This window comes from Lysobacter sp. N42 (genome assembly GCF_004344885.1).
Window position 1 is genome coordinate 15,742 of the sequence record NZ_SKFB01000012.1, and the last position, 18,966, is coordinate 34,707.

General features: G+C 66.4%; 26 protein-coding genes. All 26 read left to right on the plus strand.

Annotation, left to right across the window (positions count from 1 at the left end; genetic code table 11):
• The first annotated feature begins 46 nt into the window (after nt 1-46).
• The 26 genes from rpoC to rplO all read left to right on the plus strand — a co-directional run bounded on the left by rpoC (nt 47) and on the right by rplO (nt 18,941).
• A complete protein-coding gene (gene rpoC / locus EYQ95_RS15985) occupies nt 47-4,273 on the plus strand; it encodes a DNA-directed RNA polymerase subunit beta' (RefSeq protein ID WP_132328213.1) in 4,227 nt (1,408 codons plus the stop codon).
• Between the two features lie 304 nt (nt 4,274-4,577).
• A complete protein-coding gene (gene rpsL, locus EYQ95_RS15990) occupies nt 4,578-4,952 on the plus strand; it encodes a 30S ribosomal protein S12 (protein WP_132328214.1) in 375 nt (124 codons plus the stop codon).
• Nucleotides 4,953-5,000: 48 nt separating this feature from the next.
• Complete coding sequence (gene rpsG, locus EYQ95_RS15995) at nt 5,001-5,468, plus strand: 30S ribosomal protein S7 (RefSeq protein ID WP_132328215.1); 468 nt, start codon at nt 5,001-5,003, stop codon at nt 5,466-5,468.
• Between the two features lie 108 nt (nt 5,469-5,576).
• Entirely contained in the window at nt 5,577-7,667 is a 2,091-nt protein-coding gene (gene fusA / locus EYQ95_RS16000) for an elongation factor G (RefSeq protein ID WP_132328216.1), read from the plus strand.
• A 63-nt stretch (nt 7,668-7,730) separates the two neighbouring features.
• Nucleotides 7,731-8,921: an elongation factor Tu gene (gene tuf / locus EYQ95_RS16005; protein WP_132328205.1), complete on the plus strand. Its 1,191-nt coding sequence runs from the start codon at nt 7,731-7,733 to the stop codon at nt 8,919-8,921.
• Between the two features lie 556 nt (nt 8,922-9,477).
• Complete coding sequence (gene rpsJ / locus EYQ95_RS16010; RefSeq protein WP_115647024.1) at nt 9,478-9,789, plus strand: 30S ribosomal protein S10; 312 nt, start codon at nt 9,478-9,480, stop codon at nt 9,787-9,789.
• A gap of 11 nt (nt 9,790-9,800) precedes the next feature.
• Nucleotides 9,801-10,454 (plus strand): 50S ribosomal protein L3, encoded by a 654-nt coding sequence (gene rplC / locus EYQ95_RS16015; protein ID WP_132328217.1) that lies wholly within the window; start codon nt 9,801-9,803, stop codon nt 10,452-10,454.
• 11 nt (nt 10,455-10,465) lie between these two features.
• Nucleotides 10,466-11,071: a 50S ribosomal protein L4 gene (gene rplD, locus EYQ95_RS16020; protein WP_132328218.1), complete on the plus strand. Its 606-nt coding sequence runs from the start codon at nt 10,466-10,468 to the stop codon at nt 11,069-11,071.
• Nucleotides 11,068-11,364 carry a 50S ribosomal protein L23 gene (gene rplW, locus EYQ95_RS16025; protein ID WP_132328219.1) on the plus strand — a complete coding sequence of 99 codons (297 nt, stop codon included), beginning with the start codon at nt 11,068-11,070 and terminating at the stop codon, nt 11,362-11,364. The genes rplD and rplW overlap by 4 nt, the downstream gene beginning before the upstream one ends.
• A 41-nt stretch (nt 11,365-11,405) precedes the next feature.
• The gene (gene rplB, locus EYQ95_RS16030) at nt 11,406-12,233 is read left to right on the plus strand and encodes a 50S ribosomal protein L2 (RefSeq protein ID WP_132328220.1); all 828 of its coding nucleotides are present in this window, start codon (nt 11,406-11,408) and stop codon (nt 12,231-12,233) included.
• 6 nt (nt 12,234-12,239) lie between these two features.
• Nucleotides 12,240-12,506 (plus strand): 30S ribosomal protein S19, encoded by a 267-nt coding sequence (gene rpsS / locus EYQ95_RS16035; RefSeq protein WP_132328221.1) that lies wholly within the window; start codon nt 12,240-12,242, stop codon nt 12,504-12,506.
• Between the two features lie 10 nt (nt 12,507-12,516).
• The gene (gene rplV / locus EYQ95_RS16040) at nt 12,517-12,852 is read left to right on the plus strand and encodes a 50S ribosomal protein L22 (protein ID WP_132328222.1); all 336 of its coding nucleotides are present in this window, start codon (nt 12,517-12,519) and stop codon (nt 12,850-12,852) included.
• A 13-nt stretch (nt 12,853-12,865) separates the two neighbouring features.
• Nucleotides 12,866-13,612, plus strand: coding sequence for a 30S ribosomal protein S3 (rpsC, locus tag EYQ95_RS16045; RefSeq protein WP_132328223.1), 747 nt, complete (start codon nt 12,866-12,868; stop codon nt 13,610-13,612).
• Nucleotides 13,613-13,618: 6 nt separating this feature from the next.
• Nucleotides 13,619-14,032 carry a 50S ribosomal protein L16 gene (gene rplP, locus EYQ95_RS16050; RefSeq protein WP_132328224.1) on the plus strand — a complete coding sequence of 138 codons (414 nt, stop codon included), beginning with the start codon at nt 13,619-13,621 and terminating at the stop codon, nt 14,030-14,032.
• The gene (rpmC, locus tag EYQ95_RS16055) at nt 14,032-14,217 is read left to right on the plus strand and encodes a 50S ribosomal protein L29 (protein ID WP_132328225.1); all 186 of its coding nucleotides are present in this window, start codon (nt 14,032-14,034) and stop codon (nt 14,215-14,217) included. Before rplP ends, rpmC begins: the two co-directional genes overlap by 1 nt.
• A gap of 9 nt (nt 14,218-14,226) precedes the next feature.
• A complete protein-coding gene (rpsQ, locus tag EYQ95_RS16060) occupies nt 14,227-14,496 on the plus strand; it encodes a 30S ribosomal protein S17 (protein WP_132328226.1) in 270 nt (89 codons plus the stop codon).
• Nucleotides 14,497-14,510: 14 nt separating this feature from the next.
• On the plus strand, nt 14,511-14,879 hold the full coding sequence (rplN, locus tag EYQ95_RS16065) for a 50S ribosomal protein L14 (RefSeq protein ID WP_027082417.1): 369 nt from the start codon (nt 14,511-14,513) through the stop codon (nt 14,877-14,879).
• Nucleotides 14,880-14,893: 14 nt separating this feature from the next.
• On the plus strand, nt 14,894-15,208 hold the full coding sequence (gene rplX / locus EYQ95_RS16070) for a 50S ribosomal protein L24 (RefSeq protein ID WP_132328227.1): 315 nt from the start codon (nt 14,894-14,896) through the stop codon (nt 15,206-15,208).
• Between the two features lie 11 nt (nt 15,209-15,219).
• A complete protein-coding gene (gene rplE, locus EYQ95_RS16075; RefSeq protein ID WP_132328228.1) occupies nt 15,220-15,762 on the plus strand; it encodes a 50S ribosomal protein L5 in 543 nt (180 codons plus the stop codon).
• Nucleotides 15,763-15,780: 18 nt separating this feature from the next.
• Complete coding sequence (gene rpsN / locus EYQ95_RS16080) at nt 15,781-16,086, plus strand: 30S ribosomal protein S14 (RefSeq protein ID WP_132328229.1); 306 nt, start codon at nt 15,781-15,783, stop codon at nt 16,084-16,086.
• 95 nt (nt 16,087-16,181) lie between these two features.
• Nucleotides 16,182-16,580, plus strand: a complete 399-nt coding sequence (rpsH, locus tag EYQ95_RS16085; RefSeq protein WP_132328230.1) for a 30S ribosomal protein S8 — start codon at nt 16,182-16,184, stop codon at nt 16,578-16,580.
• 13 nt (nt 16,581-16,593) lie between these two features.
• Nucleotides 16,594-17,121: a 50S ribosomal protein L6 gene (rplF, locus tag EYQ95_RS16090; RefSeq protein WP_132328231.1), complete on the plus strand. Its 528-nt coding sequence runs from the start codon at nt 16,594-16,596 to the stop codon at nt 17,119-17,121.
• 65 nt (nt 17,122-17,186) lie between these two features.
• Nucleotides 17,187-17,540: a 50S ribosomal protein L18 gene (rplR, locus tag EYQ95_RS16095; RefSeq protein WP_132328232.1), complete on the plus strand. Its 354-nt coding sequence runs from the start codon at nt 17,187-17,189 to the stop codon at nt 17,538-17,540.
• A 224-nt stretch (nt 17,541-17,764) separates the two neighbouring features.
• Nucleotides 17,765-18,304, plus strand: a complete 540-nt coding sequence (gene rpsE, locus EYQ95_RS16100) for a 30S ribosomal protein S5 (RefSeq protein WP_132328233.1) — start codon at nt 17,765-17,767, stop codon at nt 18,302-18,304.
• Nucleotides 18,297-18,497, plus strand: a complete 201-nt coding sequence (gene rpmD / locus EYQ95_RS16105) for a 50S ribosomal protein L30 (RefSeq protein ID WP_132328234.1) — start codon at nt 18,297-18,299, stop codon at nt 18,495-18,497. The genes rpsE and rpmD overlap by 8 nt, the downstream gene beginning before the upstream one ends.
• 6 nt (nt 18,498-18,503) lie before the next feature.
• A complete protein-coding gene (gene rplO, locus EYQ95_RS16110; RefSeq protein WP_132328235.1) occupies nt 18,504-18,941 on the plus strand; it encodes a 50S ribosomal protein L15 in 438 nt (145 codons plus the stop codon).
• The last annotated feature ends 25 nt before the right edge of the window (nt 18,942-18,966 follow it).

Consider the following 18,966-nt stretch of genomic DNA (forward strand, 5'->3'; position numbering starts at 1 on the left):
GCTTCAACGAATCCCTAATCCCCAATCCCGAATCCCGGAGATTCAAATGAAAGACCTGCTCAACCTCTTCAACCAGCAGCGCACCACGATCGACTTCGACGCGATCAAGATCGGCCTGGCCTCGCCGGACCTGATCCGCTCCTGGTCGTACGGCGAGGTCAAGAAGCCCGAGACGATCAACTACCGCACGTTCAAGCCCGAGCGTGACGGCCTGTTCTGCTCGGCCATCTTCGGCCCGATCAAGGACTACGAGTGCCTCTGCGGCAAGTACAAGCGCATGAAGCACCGCGGCGTGGTCTGCGAGAAGTGCGGCACGGAAGTGACGCTGGCCAAGGTGCGCCGCGAGCGCATGGGCCACATCGACCTCGCGTCGCCGGTCGCCCACATCTGGTTCCTCAAGTCGCTGCCGTCCCGCATCGGCCTGATGCTGGACATGACCCTGCGCGACATCGAGCGCATCCTGTACTTCGAAGCCTTCGTGGTGACGGAGCCGGGCCTGACGCCGATGGAGCGTGGCCAGCTGCTCACCGAGGAGCAGTACCTGCAGGCGCGCCAGGAGCACGGCGACGACTTCGAGGCCGCGATGGGCGCCGAAGCCATCTACGACCTGCTGCGCACGATCGACCTGCAGTCGGAGATGGTCCAGCTGCGCGAGGAGATCGCGTCGACGGGTTCGGAGACCAAGCTCAAGCGCCTGACCAAGCGCATCAAGCTGATCGAGGCCTTCATCGAGTCCGGCAACCGCCCGGAGTGGATGGTCATGACCGTCCTGCCAGTGCTGCCGCCGGACCTGCGCCCGCTCGTCCCGCTGGACGGCGGCCGCTTCGCGACATCGGACCTCAACGACCTGTACCGCCGCGTCATCAACCGCAACAACCGCCTGCGTCGCCTGCTCGAGCTCAACGCGCCCGACATCATCGTGCGCAACGAGAAGCGCATGCTGCAGGAGTCGGTCGACGCGCTGATGGACAACGGCCGCCGCGGCCGCGCCATCACCGGTACGAACAAGCGCCCGCTCAAGTCGCTCGCCGACATGATCAAGGGCAAGCAGGGCCGCTTCCGCCAGAACCTGCTCGGCAAGCGCGTCGACTACTCGGGCCGTTCGGTCATCGTGGTCGGCCCGACCCTGCGCCTGCACGAGTGCGGCCTGCCGAAGAAGATGGCGCTGGAGCTGTTCAAGCCTTTCATCTTCTCCAAGCTGCAGCGCCGTGGCCTGGCCACCACCATCAAGGCGGCCAAGAAGCTGGTCGAGCGCGAGGAGCCGCAGGTCTGGGACATCCTCGAGGAAGTCATCCGCGAGCACCCGGTGCTGCTGAACCGCGCGCCGACGCTGCACCGCCTCGGCATCCAGGCGTTCGAGCCGGTCCTCATCGAAGGCAAGGCGATCCAGCTGCATCCGCTCGTGTGTACGGCGTTCAACGCCGACTTCGACGGTGACCAGATGGCCGTGCACGTGCCGCTCTCGCTGGAAGCCCAGCTGGAAGCGCGCGCACTGATGATGGCCTCGAACAACATCCTGTCGCCGGCGAACGGCGAGCCGATCATCGTGCCGTCGCAGGACGTCGTGCTCGGCCTGTACTACATGACCCGCGCCCTCGAGAACAAGAAGGGCGAGGGCATGGCGTTCGCGAACGTCGCCGAGGTCAAGCGCGCGTACGACAACCGCGTCGTCGAGCTGCACGCCAAGGTCAAGGTGCGCATCACCGAGACGGTGGTCGGCGAGGACGGCGAGCGCACCCGCGGCAGCAAGATCGTCGACACCACCGTCGGCCGCGCGCTCCTGCAGGAGATCCTGCCGGAGGGCCTGCCGTTCGAGCTCGCGAACACGGAACTGACCAAGAAGAACATCTCGCGCCTGATCAACAGCTGCTACCGCCAGCTGGGCCTGAAGGACACGGTCATCTTCGCCGACCAGCTGATGTACACCGGCTTCGCGTACGCCACGCGCGCCGGCGTCTCGATCGGCATCGACGACATGATCATCCCGGCCGAGAAGAAGGCGATCCTCGACGAGGCCGAGGCCGAGGTGCTGGAGATCCAGGAGCAGTACCAGTCGGGCCTGGTCACCGCCGGCGAGCGCTACAACAAGGTCGTCGACATCTGGTCGCGCACGAACGAGCGCGTGGCCAAGGCGATGATGGACGCCATCGGCACCGAGACCGTCACCAACGCCAAGGGTGAGCAGGTCGCGCAGAAGTCGATGAACTCGATCTACATCATGGCCGACTCGGGCGCGCGTGGTTCGCAGGCCCAGATCCGCCAGCTGGCCGGCATGCGCGGCCTGATGGCCAAGCCGGACGGCTCGATCATCGAGACGCCCATCACCGCGAACTTCCGCGAAGGCCTGAACGTCCTCCAGTACTTCATCTCGACCCACGGCGCCCGCAAGGGCCTCGCGGACACCGCGCTGAAGACGGCGAACTCGGGTTACCTCACCCGTCGACTGGTCGACGTGGCGCAGGACGTGGTCATTACCGAGACCGACTGCGGCACGCTGGAAGGCCTGACCATGACCCCGATCGTCGAAGGCGGCGACGTGGTCGAGCCGCTGCGCGAGCGCGTGCTGGGCCGCATGGTGGTCGAGGACGTGTTCCTGCCGGGCAACGACGAGGATCCGATCGTCACCCGCAACACGCTGCTGGACGAAGCCTGGGTGGCGCGCCTGGAAGAGGCGGGCGTGCAGACCATCAAGGTGCGTTCGACGATCACCTGCGAAACGCCGTTCGGCGTCTGCGCCTACTGCTACGGCCGCGACCTCGGCCGTGGCCACCTCGTCAACCACGGCGAGGCGGTGGGCGTCGTCGCGGCGCAGTCGATCGGCGAGCCCGGCACGCAGCTCACCATGCGTACGTTCCACATCGGTGGCGCGGCATCGCGTGCGGCGGCGATCGACAACATCACGGTCAAGACGACCGGCTCGGTGAAGTTCAACAACCTCAAGCACGTCGAGCACGCCAATGGCCACCTGGTCGCCGTGTCGCGTTCGGGCGAGCTGTCGGTGCTGGACAACCACGGCCGTGAGCGCGAGCGCTACAAGCTGCCGTACGGTGCGACGATCACGGTGCGTGACGGCGCGGAGGTCAAGGCCGGCCAGCAGGTCGCGAACTGGGATCCGCACAATCACCCGATCATGTCGGAAGTGGCGGGCTTCATCCGCTTCGTGGACTTCGTCGATGGCGTCACCGTCACCGAGAAGACCGACGAGCTGACGGGCCTGGCCTCGCGCGAGATCACCGACCCGAAGCGTCGCGGCTCGCAGGCCAAGGACCTGCGTCCGCTGGTGCGCATCGTCGACGCCAACGGCAAGGACCTGCAGATCCCGGGCACCGACCTGCCGGCGCAGTACCTGCTGCCGCCGCGCTCGATCGTCAACCTGCAGGACGGCGCGCCGGTCGGCGTGGGCGACGTCGTCGCCAAGATCCCGCAGGAAGCGTCGAAGACGCGCGACATCACCGGCGGTCTGCCGCGCGTGGCCGACCTGTTCGAGGCGCGCAAGCCGAAGGATCCGGCGATCCTGGCCGAGCGTTCGGGCATCGTCAGCTTCGGCAAGGACACCAAGGGCAAGCAGCGCCTGATCATCAAGGACGCCGACGGTGGCGAGCACGAGGAGCTGATCCCGAAGTACCGCCAGATCATCGTGTTCGAGGGCGAGCACGTGGAGAAGGGTGAGACCGTCGTGGACGGCGAGCCCAATCCGCAGGACATCCTGCGCCTGCTCGGCGTGGAGCCGCTCGCGGCCTACCTCGTCAAGGAGATCCAGGACGTCTACCGCCTGCAGGGCGTGAAGATCAACGACAAGCACATCGAGGTGATCGTTCGCCAGATGCTGCGCAAGGTCGAGATCACCGACGCCGGCGACAGCCGCTTCCTCGCCGGCGAGCAGGTCGAGCGCCAGCGGGTCATCGAGGAGAACCAGAAGCTGGTCGCCCGCAACGAGATCCCGGCCAAGTTCGAGCCGGTGCTGCTGGGCATCACCAAGGCCTCGCTGGCGACCGAGTCGTTCATCTCGGCGGCCTCGTTCCAGGAGACCACCCGCGTGCTGACCGAGGCGGCCGTGCGCGGCACCCGCGACACGCTGCGCGGCCTCAAGGAGAACGTGATCGTCGGCCGCCTGATCCCGGCGGGTACCGGCCTGGCCTACCACAGCCAGCGCCGCCGCAACGCCACCGGCCTGACCGAGCAGGAGCTCGAGACGCTGGCAGGCGGCGCGCCCGTCATGATCGAGGACGCGCCGGCCGCCGCCGAGGCGGCGCCGGGCGCCGAGGAAGAGTGATGGCGCGGGCCGGCTTGCCTCCGGGCAGGCCGGCCCTGCTATACTTCATGGGCTAAGCAATACCCGGGCCGCCTGCGGGCGGCCCCAGATCACCAAATGAGGCCACAGGACGTGCCTCGTGTTGGACCCAGGGCAGGGTGGGATCTATGCGGCGCGGACGCCTTCGGGCGCTTCCGGGCGCCGCGCGAGTCAAGCCCGCGACCGGCCCCAGGCTGGACGCGGGCTGGGCTTTTTCGTCTTGGCTGGTCCCTCGGGGCTGGCCGTCCGTTTTCCACGGGCGATCCGCCCAAACAAAGAGCTCCAGATGGCGACCATCAATCAGCTGGTGCGCAAGCCGCGCAGCCCTGAAACCTACAAGAGCACGTCCCCGGCCCTGCAGAACTGCCCGCAGCGTCGCGGCGTGTGCACCCGCGTGTACACCACGACCCCGAAGAAGCCGAACTCGGCGCTCCGCAAGGTCGCCAAGGTGCGCCTGACCAACGGCTACGAGGTCATCTCGTACATCGGCGGCGAAGGCCACAACCTGCAGGAGCACAGCGTGGTGCTGATCCGCGGTGGCCGCGTCAAGGACCTGCCGGGCGTGCGCTACCACACCGTCCGTGGTTCGCTCGACGCCGCCGGCGTCGCCAAGCGCCGCCAGGGTCGCTCCAAGTACGGCGCCAAGCGTCCGAAGTCCTGATTTCGACAGGCGCCCCGCGCCGTCGCCTGATACGAGAGGTACACGCCAATGTCGCGTAAAGGTTCAACCCCGCAGCGCTCGGTCCTGCCCGATCCCAAGCACGGGAGCGAGACGATCGCCCGCTTCATCAACATGGTCATGCAGAGCGGCAAGAAGTCGGTCGCCGAGAAGATCGTCTACGGCGCCATGGACGTCATCGGGCAGAAGAGCCCGAACGCCCTCGAGCTGGTCGAGAAGGCCCTGACCAACGTCGCTCCGGCGGTCGAGGTCAAGAGCCGCCGCGTCGGCGGCGCGACCTACCAGGTGCCGGTCGAAGTGCGCGCCTCGCGTCGCACCGCGCTGGCCATGCGCTGGCTGATCGACTCGGCCCGCAAGCGCGGCGAGAACTCGATGCCGCGCAAGCTCGCGGCCGAGCTGCTCGACGCCAGCGAGAACCGCGGCGGCGCGATCAAGAAGCGCGAAGAGACGCACCGCATGGCCGAGGCCAACAAGGCCTTCGCCCACTACCGCTGGTGATCTAGCGCGTAGCGCTGCATAGGGCGGCTCGCGCCGCCCTCCAACCGGAGGCCGCCTCTCAGGGCGGCGTCCGGCCATTTGAGAATTCGAAAACTACGAGAGGGTCCCGTGGCTCGCACCACTCCCATCGAGCGTTACCGCAACTTCGGCATCATGGCCCACATCGATGCCGGCAAGACCACCACGTCCGAGCGCATCCTGTTCTACACCGGCGTCAGCCACAAGATCGGCGAAGTGCACGAAGGTGCCGCGACGATGGACTGGATGGAGCAGGAGCAGGAGCGCGGCATCACGATCACGTCGGCCGCGACCACCGCGTTCTGGAAGGGCATGGACAAGTCCCTGCCCGAGCACCGCTTCAACATCATCGACACCCCCGGGCACGTCGACTTCACCATCGAAGTCGAGCGCTCGCTGCGCGTGCTCGACGGCGCGGTGTTCGTGCTCTGCGCCGTGGGCGGCGTGCAGCCGCAGTCCGAGACCGTGTGGCGCCAGGCCAACAAGTACTCGGTGCCGCGCCTTGCGTTCGTCAACAAGATGGACCGCACCGGCGCCAACTTCGACAAGGTCGTCGAGCAGCTGAAGTCGCGCCTGGGCGCCTACCCGGTGCCGATGCAGGTGCCGGTCGGCGCCGAGGACAACTTCGAGGGCGTGATCGACCTGCTCAAGATGAAGGCGATCCACTGGGATACCGCCTCGCAGGGCACGAAGTTCGAGTACGGCGACATCCCGGCGCACCTGCAGGCCAAGGCCGAGGAGGCCCGCGGCTTCATGGTCGAAGCTGCCGCCGAGGCGTCCGAAGAGCTGATGGACAAGTACCTCAACGACGGTGACCTGTCCGAGGCCGAGATCATCGCCGGCCTGCGCGAGCGCACCCTGCGCGTGGAGATCGTTCCGGTCTTCTGCGGCACGGCGTTCAAGAACAAGGGCGTGCAGGCCATGCTCGACGGCGTCATCAACCTGCTGCCGTCGCCGGCCGACCGCCCGCCGGTGCAGGGCATCGACGAGGACGAGAAGGAAGACAGCCGCAAGGCGTCCGACAACGAGCCGTTCTCGGCGCTGGCGTTCAAGATCATGACCGACCCGTACGTCGGCGCGCTGACGTTCTTCCGCGTCTACTCGGGCGTGCTGAACTCGGGCGACCAGGTCTTCAACCCGGTCAAGGGCAAGAAGGAGCGCGTGGGCCGCATCCTGCAGATGCACGCCAACCAGCGCGAGGAGATCAAGGAAGTCCGCGCCGGCGACATCGCCGCGGCCGTGGGCCTCAAGGACGTCACCACCGGTGACACCCTCTGCGCCCAGGACGCGGTGATCACGCTCGAGCGCATGGTCTTCCCGGAGCCCGTCATCTCGATGGCAGTGGAGCCCAAGTCCAAGGCCGACCAGGAGAAGATGGGCATCGCCCTGGGCCGCCTGGCGCAGGAAGATCCCTCGTTCCGCGTGCGCACCGACGAGGAGTCCGGCCAGACGATCATCTCGGGCATGGGCGAGCTGCACCTCGACATCATCGTCGACCGCATGAAGCGCGAGTTCAACGTCGAGGCCAACGTCGGCAAGCCGCAGGTCGCCTACCGCGAGACCATCCGCAAGGCGGTCAAGGCCGAAGGCAAGTTCGTGCGCCAGTCGGGCGGCAAGGGCCAGTTCGGCCACGTGTGGCTGGAGATCTCGCCGAACGAGCAGGGCAAGGGCTACGAGTTCGAGAACGCCATCGTCGGCGGCGTCGTGCCGAAGGAGTACATCCCGGCGGTCGACAAGGGCATCCAGGAAGCGGTCGCCAACGGCATCATGGCCGGCTACCCGATCGTGGACGTCAAGGTGAAGCTGGTCGACGGCTCGTACCACGAGGTCGACTCGTCCGAAATGGCGTTCAAGATCGCCGGCTCGATGGGCTTCAAGGAAGGCTTCATGAAGGCCTCGCCGGTCCTTCTCGAGCCGATCATGAAGGTCGAGATCGTCACACCGGAGGACTATCTGGGCGACGTGATGGGCGACGTGAGCCGTCGTCGCGGCATCCTGCAGGGCCAGGACGACAGCCCGTCGGGCAAGATCATCAACGCGATGATCCCGCTGGGCGAGATGTTCGGCTACGCCACCAGCCTGCGCTCGATGTCGCAGGGCCGCGCCACCTTCACGATGGAATTCGACCACTACGCGGAAGCGCCGGCGAACATCGCCGAGGCCGTGGTCAAGAAGAACTGACGAAAAACCAGCGCCCCGGGCACCTGCCCGGGGCACGGATCAACCGAGACTGAGGTAATAGCAATGGCCAAGGGTAAGTTCGAGCGCACCAAGCCCCACGTGAACGTGGGCACGATCGGTCACGTTGACCATGGCAAGACGACGCTGACGGCGGCGCTGACGAAGATTGGCGCCGAGCGTTTCGGTGGCGAGTTCAAGGCGTACGACCAGATCGACGCGGCGCCGGAAGAGAAGGCGCGCGGCATCACGATCTCGACGGCGCACGTGGAGTACGAGAGCCCGACGCGCCACTACGCGCACGTGGACTGCCCGGGCCACGCCGACTACGTGAAGAACATGATCACGGGTGCGGCGCAGATGGACGGTGCGATCCTGGTGTGCTCGGCCGCCGACGGCCCGATGCCGCAGACGCGCGAGCACATCCTGCTGTCGCGCCAGGTGGGCGTGCCGTACATCGTGGTGTTCCTGAACAAGGCCGACATGGTGGACGACCCGGAGCTGCTCGAGCTGGTCGAGATGGAAGTGCGCGAGCTGCTCTCCAAGTACGACTTCCCGGGCGACGACACCCCGATCATCGCCGGTTCGGCGCGTCTTGCGCTGGAGGGCGACCAGTCGCCGATCGGCGTGCCGGCGGTGCTGAAGCTGGTGGAGGCGCTGGACACCTTCATTCCGGAGCCGCAGCGTGCGATCGACAAGCCGTTCCTGATGCCGGTCGAGGACGTGTTCTCGATCTCCGGCCGCGGCACGGTGGTCACCGGCCGTATCGAGCGCGGCGTGATCAAGGTGGGCGACGAAATCGAGATCGTGGGCATCCGCCCCACGCAGAAGACGGTCGTCACGGGCGTGGAGATGTTCCGCAAGCTGCTGGACCAGGGCCAGGCGGGCGACAACGCGGGCCTGCTGCTGCGCGGCACCAAGCGTGACGAGGTCGAGCGCGGCCAGGTGCTGGCCAAGCCGGGCACGATCACCCCGCACACCGAGTTCGAGGCCGAGGTGTACGTGCTGTCGAAGGAAGAGGGCGGCCGTCACACCCCGTTCTTCAAGGGCTACCGTCCGCAGTTCTACTTCCGCACGACCGACATCACCGGTTCGATCACCCTGCCTGAGGGCGTGGAGATGGTCATGCCGGGCGACAACATCAAGATGACGGTGCAGCTGATCAACCCGGTGGCGATGGACGAGGGCCTGCGCTTCGCGATCCGCGAAGGCGGCCGCACCGTCGGCGCCGGCGTGGTGGCGAAGATCATCAAGTAAGGGCTATCCGCACCCTGGCGGGTGCGGATAACTCCCGCCGTTCATCGGGCCTTGTGGCCCGATAACGCCGGGTAGCAAAAGCGGCGCCTCGCGCCGCTTTTGCGGTGTGTCGGTGCTTCAGCCGTCGTCCCCGTGTGGTTGCCGCGGGACCCAGCGACTTCCGGCCCGGTCTATGGTCAGGGCCCGAGGGATCGAGCGGCTCCAAACGAGCGGGGATCCCGCTCGGACATCCGGTCGAGCGCCTGGCACCCCTTTACACCGCCCTCACGGGCGGGCTAGAATCGCGTTCCCTTGCCGAAAGGCGGGGGAACGACAGCGAAATGAGGGGCAGGAAGCCACTCGTATTCGCCCGACAGGGAAGCGTCGCGTGTCGGACCGGCCGCAGCCATGGCTGCCGCCGCTTCGCGCGCGTCTCGAACTTTTCTGTTGGGCGGGCCGGGAAACCGGCCTGCCTTGTTTTTTGGCGAAACCGGCCGGTGCGGCGGAATCGCAGCCATCGTGGGGCCCGTCGCATGAAGCCGGCGTGCCCGTCGCTCTTTAATCAAGGAATACCGTCATGGCGGACCAGAAGATCCGAATCCGGCTGAAGGCGTACGATCACCGACTGATCGACCGCTCGGCCAGCGAGATCGTCGAGACGGCCAAGCGGACCGGCGCGCAGGTGCGCGGCCCGATCCCGCTGCCGACCAAGACCGAGCGCTACACCATCCTCGTCTCGCCGCACGCCGACAAGGATGCGCGCGACCAGTACGAGACCCGCACGCACAAGCGCGTGCTCGACATCGTCGACCCCAACGACAAGACCGTGGACGCGCTGATGAAGCTCGAGCTCGCGGCCGGCGTCGACGTCCAGATCAAGCTGACCTGAGGCCCCGCACCATGACCGCGAAGAAGTATTCGTTGGGCATCGTCGGCCGCAAGGCCGGCATGAGCCGCGTCTTCCTCGAAGACGGCAAGTCGGTTCCGGTCACCCTCATCGAGGCGACCCCGAACCGCATCACCCAGATCAAGACCCCGGAAACCGACGGCTACAGCGCCGTGCAGGTCACCGTCGGCGTCCGCCGCGCCTCGCTGCTCACCAAGCCGGAAGCCGGTCACCTCGCCAAGGCGAAGGTCGACGCCGGCCGCGGCCTGTGGGAGCTGCGCGTGGGCGACGACGCGATCGGCGGCTTCGAGGTCGGCGGCGAGATCAAGGCCGACATCTTCGAGCCGGGCCAGCTTGTCGACGTCCAGGGCGTCAGCAAGGGCAAGGGCTTCCAGGGCACGATCAAGCGCTGGAACTTCACCATGGGTGACGCCACCCACGGTAACTCGCTCTCGCACCGCTCGCCGGGCTCGATCGGCCAGCGCCAGACGCCGGGCCGCGTGTTCCCGGGCAAGAAGATGGCCGGCCACATGGGCGCCGAGACCAAGACCGTGCAGCGCCTCGAAGTCGTCCGCGTGGACGCCGAGCGCGGCCTGATCGCCGTCAAGGGCGCGATCCCGGGTGCGCCGGGCGGTGACGTCATCGTCCGCCCGACGAGCAAGGGCTAAGGAGAACCACGATGGAACTCGCCATCAATAACAGCGACAAGAAGATCGCGGTCTCCGAGGCCGTCTTCGGTCGCGAATTCAGCGAAGACCTGGTGCACCAGGTCGTCGTCGCCTACCGCAACGCCGGTCGCTCGGGCACCAAGGCCCAGAAGACCCGTTCGGAAGTCAACGGCACCACCAAGAAGTCGAAGAAGCAGAAGGGTGGCGGCGCCCGTCACGGCGCCCTGACCGCTCCGATCTTCGTCGGCGGCGGCGTGACGTTCGCGGCCAAGCCGCGCAGCTTCGCGCAGAAGGTCAACCGCAAGATGTACCGCGCCGCGATGTCGGCGATCCTCTCCGAGCTGAACCGCCAGGGCCGCCTCTCGGTCGTCGACTCCCTCGAGATCGACGCGCCGAAGACCAAGGGCCTGGTCGCCAAGCTCAAGAATCTCGGCACCGGCCGCCGCCCGCTCCTCGTGACCGAGGATGCGACGGAGAACCTGTACCTGTCGGCGCGCAACCTGCCGTACGTCGAAGTCCGCGATGTCCAGGGCCTCGACCCGGTGACGCTCGTCGGCGCCGACTCGGTCGTGTTCACGGCCGACGCGGTCAAGAAGATCGAGGAGTGGCTGGCATGAACGACGCCAAGCTCTACAGCATCATCCGTGCGCCGCGCATCTCCGAGAAGACCGCGCGCCTGCAGGAAGTCTCGAACCAGTACGTCTTCGAGGTCTCGACCGAAGCGAACAAGCTCGAGATCAAGGAAGCCGTCGAGAAGATCTTCGGCGTGAACGTGCGCTCGGTGAACGTCGTGAACGTGAAGGGCAAGAACAAGGCCTTCAAGTTCCGCATGGGTCGCCGCGGCGACTGGCGCAAGGCGTACGTGACGCTGGCCGAGGGCCAGTCGATCGACGTGATGGCCACGGCCTGACGACGTTCTGACACGTCAGAACGTCTACAGAGGATAGATCGATGCCATTGATGACCTTCAAGCCCACCTCCGCCGGCCGCCGCAGCGCGGTCCGCGTGGTGACCCCCGGCCTCCACAAGGGCGACCCGTACGCCCCGCTGGTGGAGAAGCAGGGCAAGACCGGCGGCCGCAACCACCACGGCCGCATCACCACCCGCCACATCGGCGGTGGCCACAAGCAGCACTACCGCATCATCGACTTCAAGCGCGACAAGGAAGGCATTCCTGCGCGCGTGGAGCGGATCGAGTACGACCCGAACCGCACCGCGCACATCGCGCTGCTGTGCTACGTCGACGGCGAGCGTCGCTACATCATCGCGCCCAAGGGCCTGAAGGATGGCGACCAGGTGATCGCGGGCCGCGACGCCCCGATCCGTGTCGGCAACACCCTGCCGCTCACCAACATCCCGGTCGGTTCCACGGTGCATTGCATCGAGATGAAGCCGGGCAAGGGTGCGCAGCTGGCCCGCGCCGCCGGCGCCGGCGTGCAGCTGGTCGCGCGCGAGCAGGGCTACGCCACGCTCCGCCTGCGTTCGGGCGAGATGCGCAAGGTGCCGGCCGAGTGCCGCGCCACCATCGGCGAAGTCGGCAACGACGAGCACAACCTCGAGAAGCTGGGCAAGGCCGGTGCGAAGCGCTGGCGTGGCGTCCGCCCGACCGTTCGCGGCGCCGCCATGAACCCGGTCGACCACCCGCACGGTGGTGGTGAGGCCAAGGCCGGCCAGGGCAACCCGCACCCGGTCACGCCGTGGGGCGTCCCGACCAAGGGTTACAAGACCCGCAAGAACAAGCGGACCGCGCAGTTCATCGTCCGCGACCGCAGGAGCTAATCGGCCATGCCACGTTCACTCAAGAAGGGCCCGTTCGTCGACCACCACCTCATCAAGAAGGTGGAGACGGCCGGCAACAACAAGAAGCCGATCAAGACCTGGTCGCGGCGTTCGACCGTGCTGCCGGAAATGATCGGCTTCACGATCGCCGTCCATAACGGGAAGAACCACATCCCGGTTCTCATCAACGAGAACATGGTCGGCCACAAGCTCGGCGAGTTCGCGATGACCCGTACGTTCAAGGGTCACGTCGCGGACAAGAAGTCGAAGTAAGGAGATGACCATGGAAGCGAAAGCCATCCTGCGCACCGCGCGCATCTCCCCCCAGAAGGCCCGCCTGGTCGCCGACCAGGTGCGTGGCCTCTCCGCCGAGCGCGCCGTGAACCTGCTGAAGTTCTCGGACAAGAAGGCCGCCGCGATGATCCGCAAGGTCGTCGAGTCGGCCATCGCGAACGCCGAGAACAACCAGGGCGCCGACGTGGACGAGCTCCGCGTCAAGACCATCATGGTCGACGAAGGTCCGACGCTGAAGCGCTTCATGGCGCGTGCGAAGGGCCGCGGCACCCGCATCCTCAAGCGCACCAGCCACATCACCGTGGTCGTGGGCGCGGGCAAGTAAGGCGGAGCAGACAATGGGTCATAAAGTTCATCCCACCGGTATCCGCCTGGGCATCGCCAAGGACTGGAACTCGAAGTGGTTCGCCAACAAGAAGCAGTACGCCGGGTTCCTGGCCGCTGACCTCAAGGTCCGCGAGCTGCTGCGCAAGAAGCTGGCGCAGGCCGGCATCTCGAAGATCCTCATCGAGCGTCCCGCGAACAACGCGCGGGTGACGATCCACACCGCCCGCCCGGGCGTGGTGATCGGCAAGCGCGGCGAGGACATCGAGAAGCTGCGCAAGGAAGTCTCCGACGTGATGGGCGTCCCGGCGCACATCAACGTCTCGGAGGTCCGCAAGCCCGAGCTCGACGCGCAGCTGGTCGCCGAGTCGATCGCGCAGCAGCTCGAGCGCCGCATCATGTTCCGTCGCGCGATGAAGCGCGCCGTGGGCAATGCGATGCGCCTCGGTGCGCTGGGCATCAAGGTCAACGTCGCCGGCCGCCTCAACGGTGCGGAAATCGCCCGTTCGGAGTGGTACCGCGAAGGCCGCGTGCCGCTGCACACCCTCCGCGCCGATATCGACTACGGCTTCGCCGAGGCGAAGACCACGTACGGGATCATCGGCATCAAGACCTGGATCTACAAGGGCGAGATCTTCGATTTCTCGCAGGTGGGCCAGGAGAAGCAGGAAGAGTCCTCGCCGCGTGGCGAGCGCTCCGACCGCGGCGACCGTGGCGATCGTGGCGATCGCGGCGACCGTCGCAGCCGCGAACAGAGGTAAGCCGCCATGCTGCAACCCAAGCGAACCAAATTCCGCAAGGTGCACAAGGGCCGCAACGAAGGCCTGAGCTGGTCCGGCAACGCCGTCAGCTTCGGCGAGTTCGGCCTGAAGGCCACGTCGCACGGCCAGCTGACCGCGCGCCAGATCGAGGCGGCCCGCCGCGCGATCAGCCGCTACGTCAAGCGCGGCGGCAAGATGTGGATCCGCGTGTTCCCCGACAAGCCGATCACGCAGAAGCCGATCGAAGTCCGAATGGGCTCCGGTAAGGGCAACGTCGAGTACTGGGTCGCCCAGATCCAGCCCGGCCGCATGATCTACGAGATCGAGGGCGTCAGCGAGGAAGTGGCCCGCGAGGCCTTCCGCCTGGCTTCCGCCAAGCTCTCCGTGACCACCACCTTCGTTACCCGCACGGTGCGCTAATGGACCTCAAGGAACTCCGCACGAAGTCGGCTGACGAGCTGAACAAGCACCTGGTCGAGCTGCACAAGGAGCGCTTCGCCCTCCGCATGCAGCAGGCCACCGGCCAGCTCGCCAAGAGCCACGAAGTCCGCCGCGTCCGCCGCGAGATCGCTCGCACGAAGACGCTGCTGGGCCAGAAGAACTAAGGACCCGCCATGACCGACAACAATACAGAGAAGGCGATTCGCACGGTCGAAGGTCGCGTCGTCAGCAACAAGATGGACAAGACCGTCACCGTGCTCGTCGAGCGCCAGGTCAAGCACGCGCTGTACGGCAAGTACATCCGCCGCTCGACCAAGCTGCATGCGCATGACGCCGACAACGCCTGCAACGAAGGCGACGTCGTACGCGTCGTGGAATGCGCGCCGATGTCGAAGACCAAGAACTGGCGCGTGGTGCAGATCGTCGCCCGCGCGGCCGGCTAAGAGGAGAGCGAAACATGATCCAGATGCAGAGCTACCTCGACGTGGCCGACAACTCCGGCGCCAAGGAAGTGATGTGCATCAAGGTGCTGGGCGGCTCCAAGCGCCGTTACGCCGGCATCGGCGACATCATCAAGGTGTCCGTCAAGGACGCCATCCCGCGCGGCAAGGTCAAGAAGGGCGACGTCTACGACGCCGTGGTGGTGCGCACCCGCAAGGGCGTTCGTCGCCCGGACGGCTCGCTGATCCGCTTCGATGGCAATGCCGCCGTGCTGCTCAACAACAAGCAGGAGCCGATCGGCACCCGCATCTTCGGACCGGTCACGCGCGAGCTGCGTACCGAGAAGTTCATGAAGATCGTGTCGCTCGCCCCTGAAGTGCTCTGAGCGGAGGAATCAACATGAATCGTATCCGCAAGGGTGACCGCGTCGTCGTGATCGCGGGCAAGGACAAGGGCAAGCAGGGCGAGATCGTCCGCGTGCTCGGCGACAAGGTCGTCGTCTCGAACGTCAACGTGGTCAAGCGCCACACCAAGCCGAACCCGCAGGCGGGCCAGCCGGGTGGCGTGATCGAGCGCGAGTCGCCGATCCACGTGTCCAACGTGATGCTGTTCAACCCGGCCACGGGCAAGGGTGAGCGCGTCGCTTTCAAGGTGCTGGAGGATGGACGCAAGCTTCGCGTGTTCCGCTCCAGCGGTGAGGCGGTTGACGCCTGAGGAATGCTGAAATGACCACCCGTCTCGAGAAGTTCTACAAGGACGAAGTCGTCCCGCAGCTCATCCAGAAGTTCGGCTACAAGAACCCGATGGAAGTGCCGCGCCTGGTCAAGATCACGCTCAACATGGGCGTGGGCGAGGCCGCCACGAACAAGAAGATCCTGGAAAACGCGGTCGCGGACATGACCAAGATCGCGGGCCAGAAGCCGATCGTCACGAAGAGCCGCGTGTCCGTGGCGTCCTTCAAGATCCGTGACGGCTGGCCGATCGGCGCGAAGGTGACGCTGCGCCGCGACAAGATGTTCGAGTTCCTCGATCGCCTGATCAACATCTCGCTGCCGCGCGTGCGTGACTTCCGCGGCGTGTCGGGCAAGTCGTTCGACGGCCGCGGCAACTACAACATGGGCGTCAAGGAGCAGATCATCTTCCCGGAGATCGACTTCGACCAGGTCGACGCCCTGCGCGGCATGGACATCGCGATCACCACGACCGCGAAGACCGATGCCGAGGCGAAGGCGCTGCTCGAGGCCTTCCGCTTCCCGTTCCGCAACTGATCCGTAGAGGACCGAACAATGGCCAAGACCTCCATGGTCAACCGCGAGATCAAGCGGGCGAAGCTCGCCAAGCGCCACGGCGCCAAGCGCGAGGAGCTCAAGAAGATCATCGCCAGCACCACCGCCTCGTACGAGGAGAAGATGGAAGCGGTCGTCAAGCTGCAGAAGCTGCCGCGTGACTCCTCCCCCTGCCGCCAGCGCAACCGCTGCGCCCTGTCCGGCCGTCCGCGCGGCGTCTACCGAAAGTTCGGCCTCGGTCGCAACATGCTGCGCAAGGCGACCATGAGCGGCGACGTGCCTGGCCTGCGCAAGGCGAGCTGGTAAGATAGGCGTCTTTGCCGCGGCCGGGCGACCGGCCGCGGTCTACAACTGAAATTCGCAATCCCGCGGATATCGGTGCTTCTCATAAGGAAACTCTCATGAGCATGACTGATCCCATCGCCGACATGCTGGTCCGCATCAAGAATGCGGCCGCTGTCCGCAAGCCGACGGTGACCATGCCGTCGTCGAAGATCAAGGTCGCGATCGCCAAGGTGCTGAAGGACGAGGGCTACATCCTCGACTTCCGTACCGCCGAAGCGGGCCCGGGCAAGACCGAGCTCGAAATCGTCCTCAAGTACTACGAAGGCCGCCCGGTCATCGAGCGCCTGGAGCGTTTCTCGCGCTCGGGTCGCCGCCAGTACCGTGGCAAGGCCGATCTGCCGAAGGTCCTCAACGGCCTCGGCGTGGCCATCATCTCCACCTCGAAGGGCATCATGACCGATTCGCAGGCGCGCCAGCAGGGCGTCGGCGGCGAGGTCCTGTGCTTCGTGGCCTAAGGGAGGAACAACCATGTCCCGAGTTGCCAAGAAGCCGATCGCCCTGCCGAAGGGCGTCGAGCTCAACGTCCAGGCCGAGTCCATCAGCGCGAAGGGCCCCAAGGGCACCCTCAGCGTCCCGAAGCCTGCCGCCATCGACGTCAAGGTCGAGGACGGCACCGCCCTGTTCGTGACCGAAGATGCGGCCCTGATCCCGCTGACCGGCACGCTGCGCGCCATCCTCGCCAACATGGTGAAGGGCGTCTCCGAAGGTTTCGAGCGCAAGCTCGAGCTCGTCGGCGTCGGCTACCGTGCGTCGATGCAGGGCAAGGACCTGAACCTCTCGCTGGGGTTCTCGCACCCGGTCGTGTTCCCGGCGCCGGAAGGCATCACCATCGCCACGCCGTCGCAGACGGAGATCGTGGTGTCGGGTGCCGACAAGCAGCGCGTCGGCGAAGTCGCCGCCAAGATCCGCGGTTTCCGTCCGCCGGAGCCCTACAAGGGCAAGGGCGTGAAGTACGCGGGCGAAGTGATCATCCGTAAGGAAGCCAAGAAGGCGTAAGTGCGGAGGCCGGCCTGCTGGCCGGTCCATCCAAGACGACGTTTTCAGCTTCCGGAGACAAGACCATGCACAAGAAAACCGCCCGCCTGCGCCGCGCCAAGTCGACCCGCTCGCACATCCGTGTGCTGGGCGTGCCGCGCCTGTCGGTGCTGCGCACCGGCCAGCACCTGTACGCCCAGATCTTCACGGCCGACGGCTCGAAGGTCCTCGCCGCGGCTTCGACCGTGCAGGCCGACGTCCGCGAGGGCCTGAAGAACGGCAAGAACGCCGATGCCGCCGTCAAGGTCGGCCAGGCGATCGCCGAGAAGGCCAAGGCCGCTGGCATCGAGAGAGTCGCCTTCGACCGCTCGGGCTACCGCTACCACGGCCGCATCAAGGCGCTGGCCGACGCCGCCCGCGAGGGTGGCCTGCAGTTCTGAGTGAGCGTCATCCGGAGGGCATGCCTCCGGATGACGTCCGCCGCTGATCCGGTCTCCGGCCGGGCGGCGCCGGAAACGCCGCGCGCCAGCGCGGCTTTCGGTTTCTCCGCCGATGGGGATTTCCATCGGACGCCCGAGCGGATTGCCGTTCGCGCGGAACGCCTGCGGTAAACCACAACGATAAGCGGCCAAGCCGCAAATCCTTCAACTACCGAGATATCGAAATGGCAGAAGAGCGTCAGCAGCGCGGCCGCGATCGTGATCGCAACCGCGAAGAGATCGACGACGGCATGATCGAGAAGCTGATCGCGGTCAACCGCGTCAGCAAGACCGTCAAGGGCGGCCGCCAGTTCACCTTCACCGCGCTGACGGTGGTGGGCGACGGCAATGGCAAGGTGGGCTTCGGCTACGGCAAGGCGCGCGAAGTGCCGGTCGCGATCCAGAAGTCGATGGAGCACGCGCGCAAGTCGATGGCCAACGTCGACCTGAACAACGGCACCCTGTGGCACTCGGTCAAGGCCGGCCACGGCGCTGCCCGCGTGTTCATGCAGCCGGCGTCGGAAGGTACGGGCGTGATCGCCGGCGGCGCCATGCGCGCGGTGCTCGAGGCCGTGGGCGTCAAGAACGTCCTCGCCAAGGCCGTCGGTTCGCGCAATCCGATCAACCTCGTGCGCGCCACGATGAAGGGCCTGACCGACATGCGGTCGCCGGCCCAGATCGCGGCCAAGCGCGGCAAGAAGGTGGAGGACCTGGTCAATGGCTAAGAACCAGGCTGTCGAGGGCGGCACCGTCAAGGTCCGTCTGGTCAAGGGTCTTCGCGGCACGCAGTCGATTCATCGCCTGTCGGTGCGCGCGCTGGGTCTCAACAAGCTCAACGATGTGCGTGAACTCAAGGACAGCCCGCAGGTGCGCGGTCTGATCAACAAGGTTCACTACCTCGTCCGCGTCGAGGAGTAATCGACCATGCGTCTCAACACTCTGCAGCCCGGTGAGGGCGCCCGCACCGAACCCAAGCGCGTCGGTCGCGGCATCGGTTCCGGCCTGGGCAAGACCTGCGGTCGCGGCCACAAGGGTTCGTTCGCGCGTTCGGGCAAGGGCAAGATCAAGGCCGGCTTCGAAGGCGGCCAGATGCCCATGCAGCGCCGCCTGCCCAAGATCGGCTTCCGGTCGACGACGGCCAAGGAGTCCGCCGAGGTGCTGCTGTACGCCCTCGACGCCCTTGAAGCCGGCGAGATCACCATCACTTCGCTGAAGGAAGCGGGCCTGGTCCCGACCAATGCGAAGAAGGTGAAGGTCGTGAAGAAGGGCGATGTCACCAAGGCGTTCGTTCTGAAGGGCGTGTCGGCCACGGCCGGTGCGAAGGCGGCGATCGAAGCCGCCGGCGGCTCGATCTCGGAGTAATGGCCTGATGGCGCGTAGCGGCAGC

What these genes read in the sequence shown, in the direction of transcription:
- rpoC (WP_132328213.1), top strand. Translation starts at nt 47, where the DNA reads ATGAAAGACCTGCTCAACCTCTTCAACCAGCAGCGCACCACGATCGAC.
- rpsL (WP_132328214.1), top strand. Translation starts at nt 4,578, where the DNA reads ATGGCGACCATCAATCAGCTGGTGCGCAAGCCGCGCAGCCCTGAAACC.
- rpsG (WP_132328215.1), top strand. Translation starts at nt 5,001, where the DNA reads ATGTCGCGTAAAGGTTCAACCCCGCAGCGCTCGGTCCTGCCCGATCCC.
- tuf (WP_132328205.1), top strand. Translation starts at nt 7,731, where the DNA reads ATGGCCAAGGGTAAGTTCGAGCGCACCAAGCCCCACGTGAACGTGGGC.
- rpsJ (WP_115647024.1), top strand. Translation starts at nt 9,478, where the DNA reads ATGGCGGACCAGAAGATCCGAATCCGGCTGAAGGCGTACGATCACCGA.
- rplC (WP_132328217.1), top strand. Translation starts at nt 9,801, where the DNA reads ATGACCGCGAAGAAGTATTCGTTGGGCATCGTCGGCCGCAAGGCCGGC.
- rplD (WP_132328218.1), top strand. Translation starts at nt 10,466, where the DNA reads ATGGAACTCGCCATCAATAACAGCGACAAGAAGATCGCGGTCTCCGAG.
- rplW (WP_132328219.1), top strand. Translation starts at nt 11,068, where the DNA reads ATGAACGACGCCAAGCTCTACAGCATCATCCGTGCGCCGCGCATCTCC.
- rplB (WP_132328220.1), top strand. Translation starts at nt 11,406, where the DNA reads ATGCCATTGATGACCTTCAAGCCCACCTCCGCCGGCCGCCGCAGCGCG.
- rpsS (WP_132328221.1), top strand. Translation starts at nt 12,240, where the DNA reads ATGCCACGTTCACTCAAGAAGGGCCCGTTCGTCGACCACCACCTCATC.
- rplV (WP_132328222.1), top strand. Translation starts at nt 12,517, where the DNA reads ATGGAAGCGAAAGCCATCCTGCGCACCGCGCGCATCTCCCCCCAGAAG.
- rpsC (WP_132328223.1), top strand. Translation starts at nt 12,866, where the DNA reads ATGGGTCATAAAGTTCATCCCACCGGTATCCGCCTGGGCATCGCCAAG.
- rplP (WP_132328224.1), top strand. Translation starts at nt 13,619, where the DNA reads ATGCTGCAACCCAAGCGAACCAAATTCCGCAAGGTGCACAAGGGCCGC.
- rpmC (WP_132328225.1), top strand. Translation starts at nt 14,032, where the DNA reads ATGGACCTCAAGGAACTCCGCACGAAGTCGGCTGACGAGCTGAACAAG.
- rpsQ (WP_132328226.1), top strand. Translation starts at nt 14,227, where the DNA reads ATGACCGACAACAATACAGAGAAGGCGATTCGCACGGTCGAAGGTCGC.
- rplN (WP_027082417.1), top strand. Translation starts at nt 14,511, where the DNA reads ATGATCCAGATGCAGAGCTACCTCGACGTGGCCGACAACTCCGGCGCC.
- rplX (WP_132328227.1), top strand. Translation starts at nt 14,894, where the DNA reads ATGAATCGTATCCGCAAGGGTGACCGCGTCGTCGTGATCGCGGGCAAG.
- rplE (WP_132328228.1), top strand. Translation starts at nt 15,220, where the DNA reads ATGACCACCCGTCTCGAGAAGTTCTACAAGGACGAAGTCGTCCCGCAG.
- rpsN (WP_132328229.1), top strand. Translation starts at nt 15,781, where the DNA reads ATGGCCAAGACCTCCATGGTCAACCGCGAGATCAAGCGGGCGAAGCTC.
- rpsH (WP_132328230.1), top strand. Translation starts at nt 16,182, where the DNA reads ATGAGCATGACTGATCCCATCGCCGACATGCTGGTCCGCATCAAGAAT.
- rplF (WP_132328231.1), top strand. Translation starts at nt 16,594, where the DNA reads ATGTCCCGAGTTGCCAAGAAGCCGATCGCCCTGCCGAAGGGCGTCGAG.
- rplR (WP_132328232.1), top strand. Translation starts at nt 17,187, where the DNA reads ATGCACAAGAAAACCGCCCGCCTGCGCCGCGCCAAGTCGACCCGCTCG.
- rpsE (WP_132328233.1), top strand. Translation starts at nt 17,765, where the DNA reads ATGGCAGAAGAGCGTCAGCAGCGCGGCCGCGATCGTGATCGCAACCGC.
- rpmD (WP_132328234.1), top strand. Translation starts at nt 18,297, where the DNA reads ATGGCTAAGAACCAGGCTGTCGAGGGCGGCACCGTCAAGGTCCGTCTG.
- rplO (WP_132328235.1), top strand. Translation starts at nt 18,504, where the DNA reads ATGCGTCTCAACACTCTGCAGCCCGGTGAGGGCGCCCGCACCGAACCC.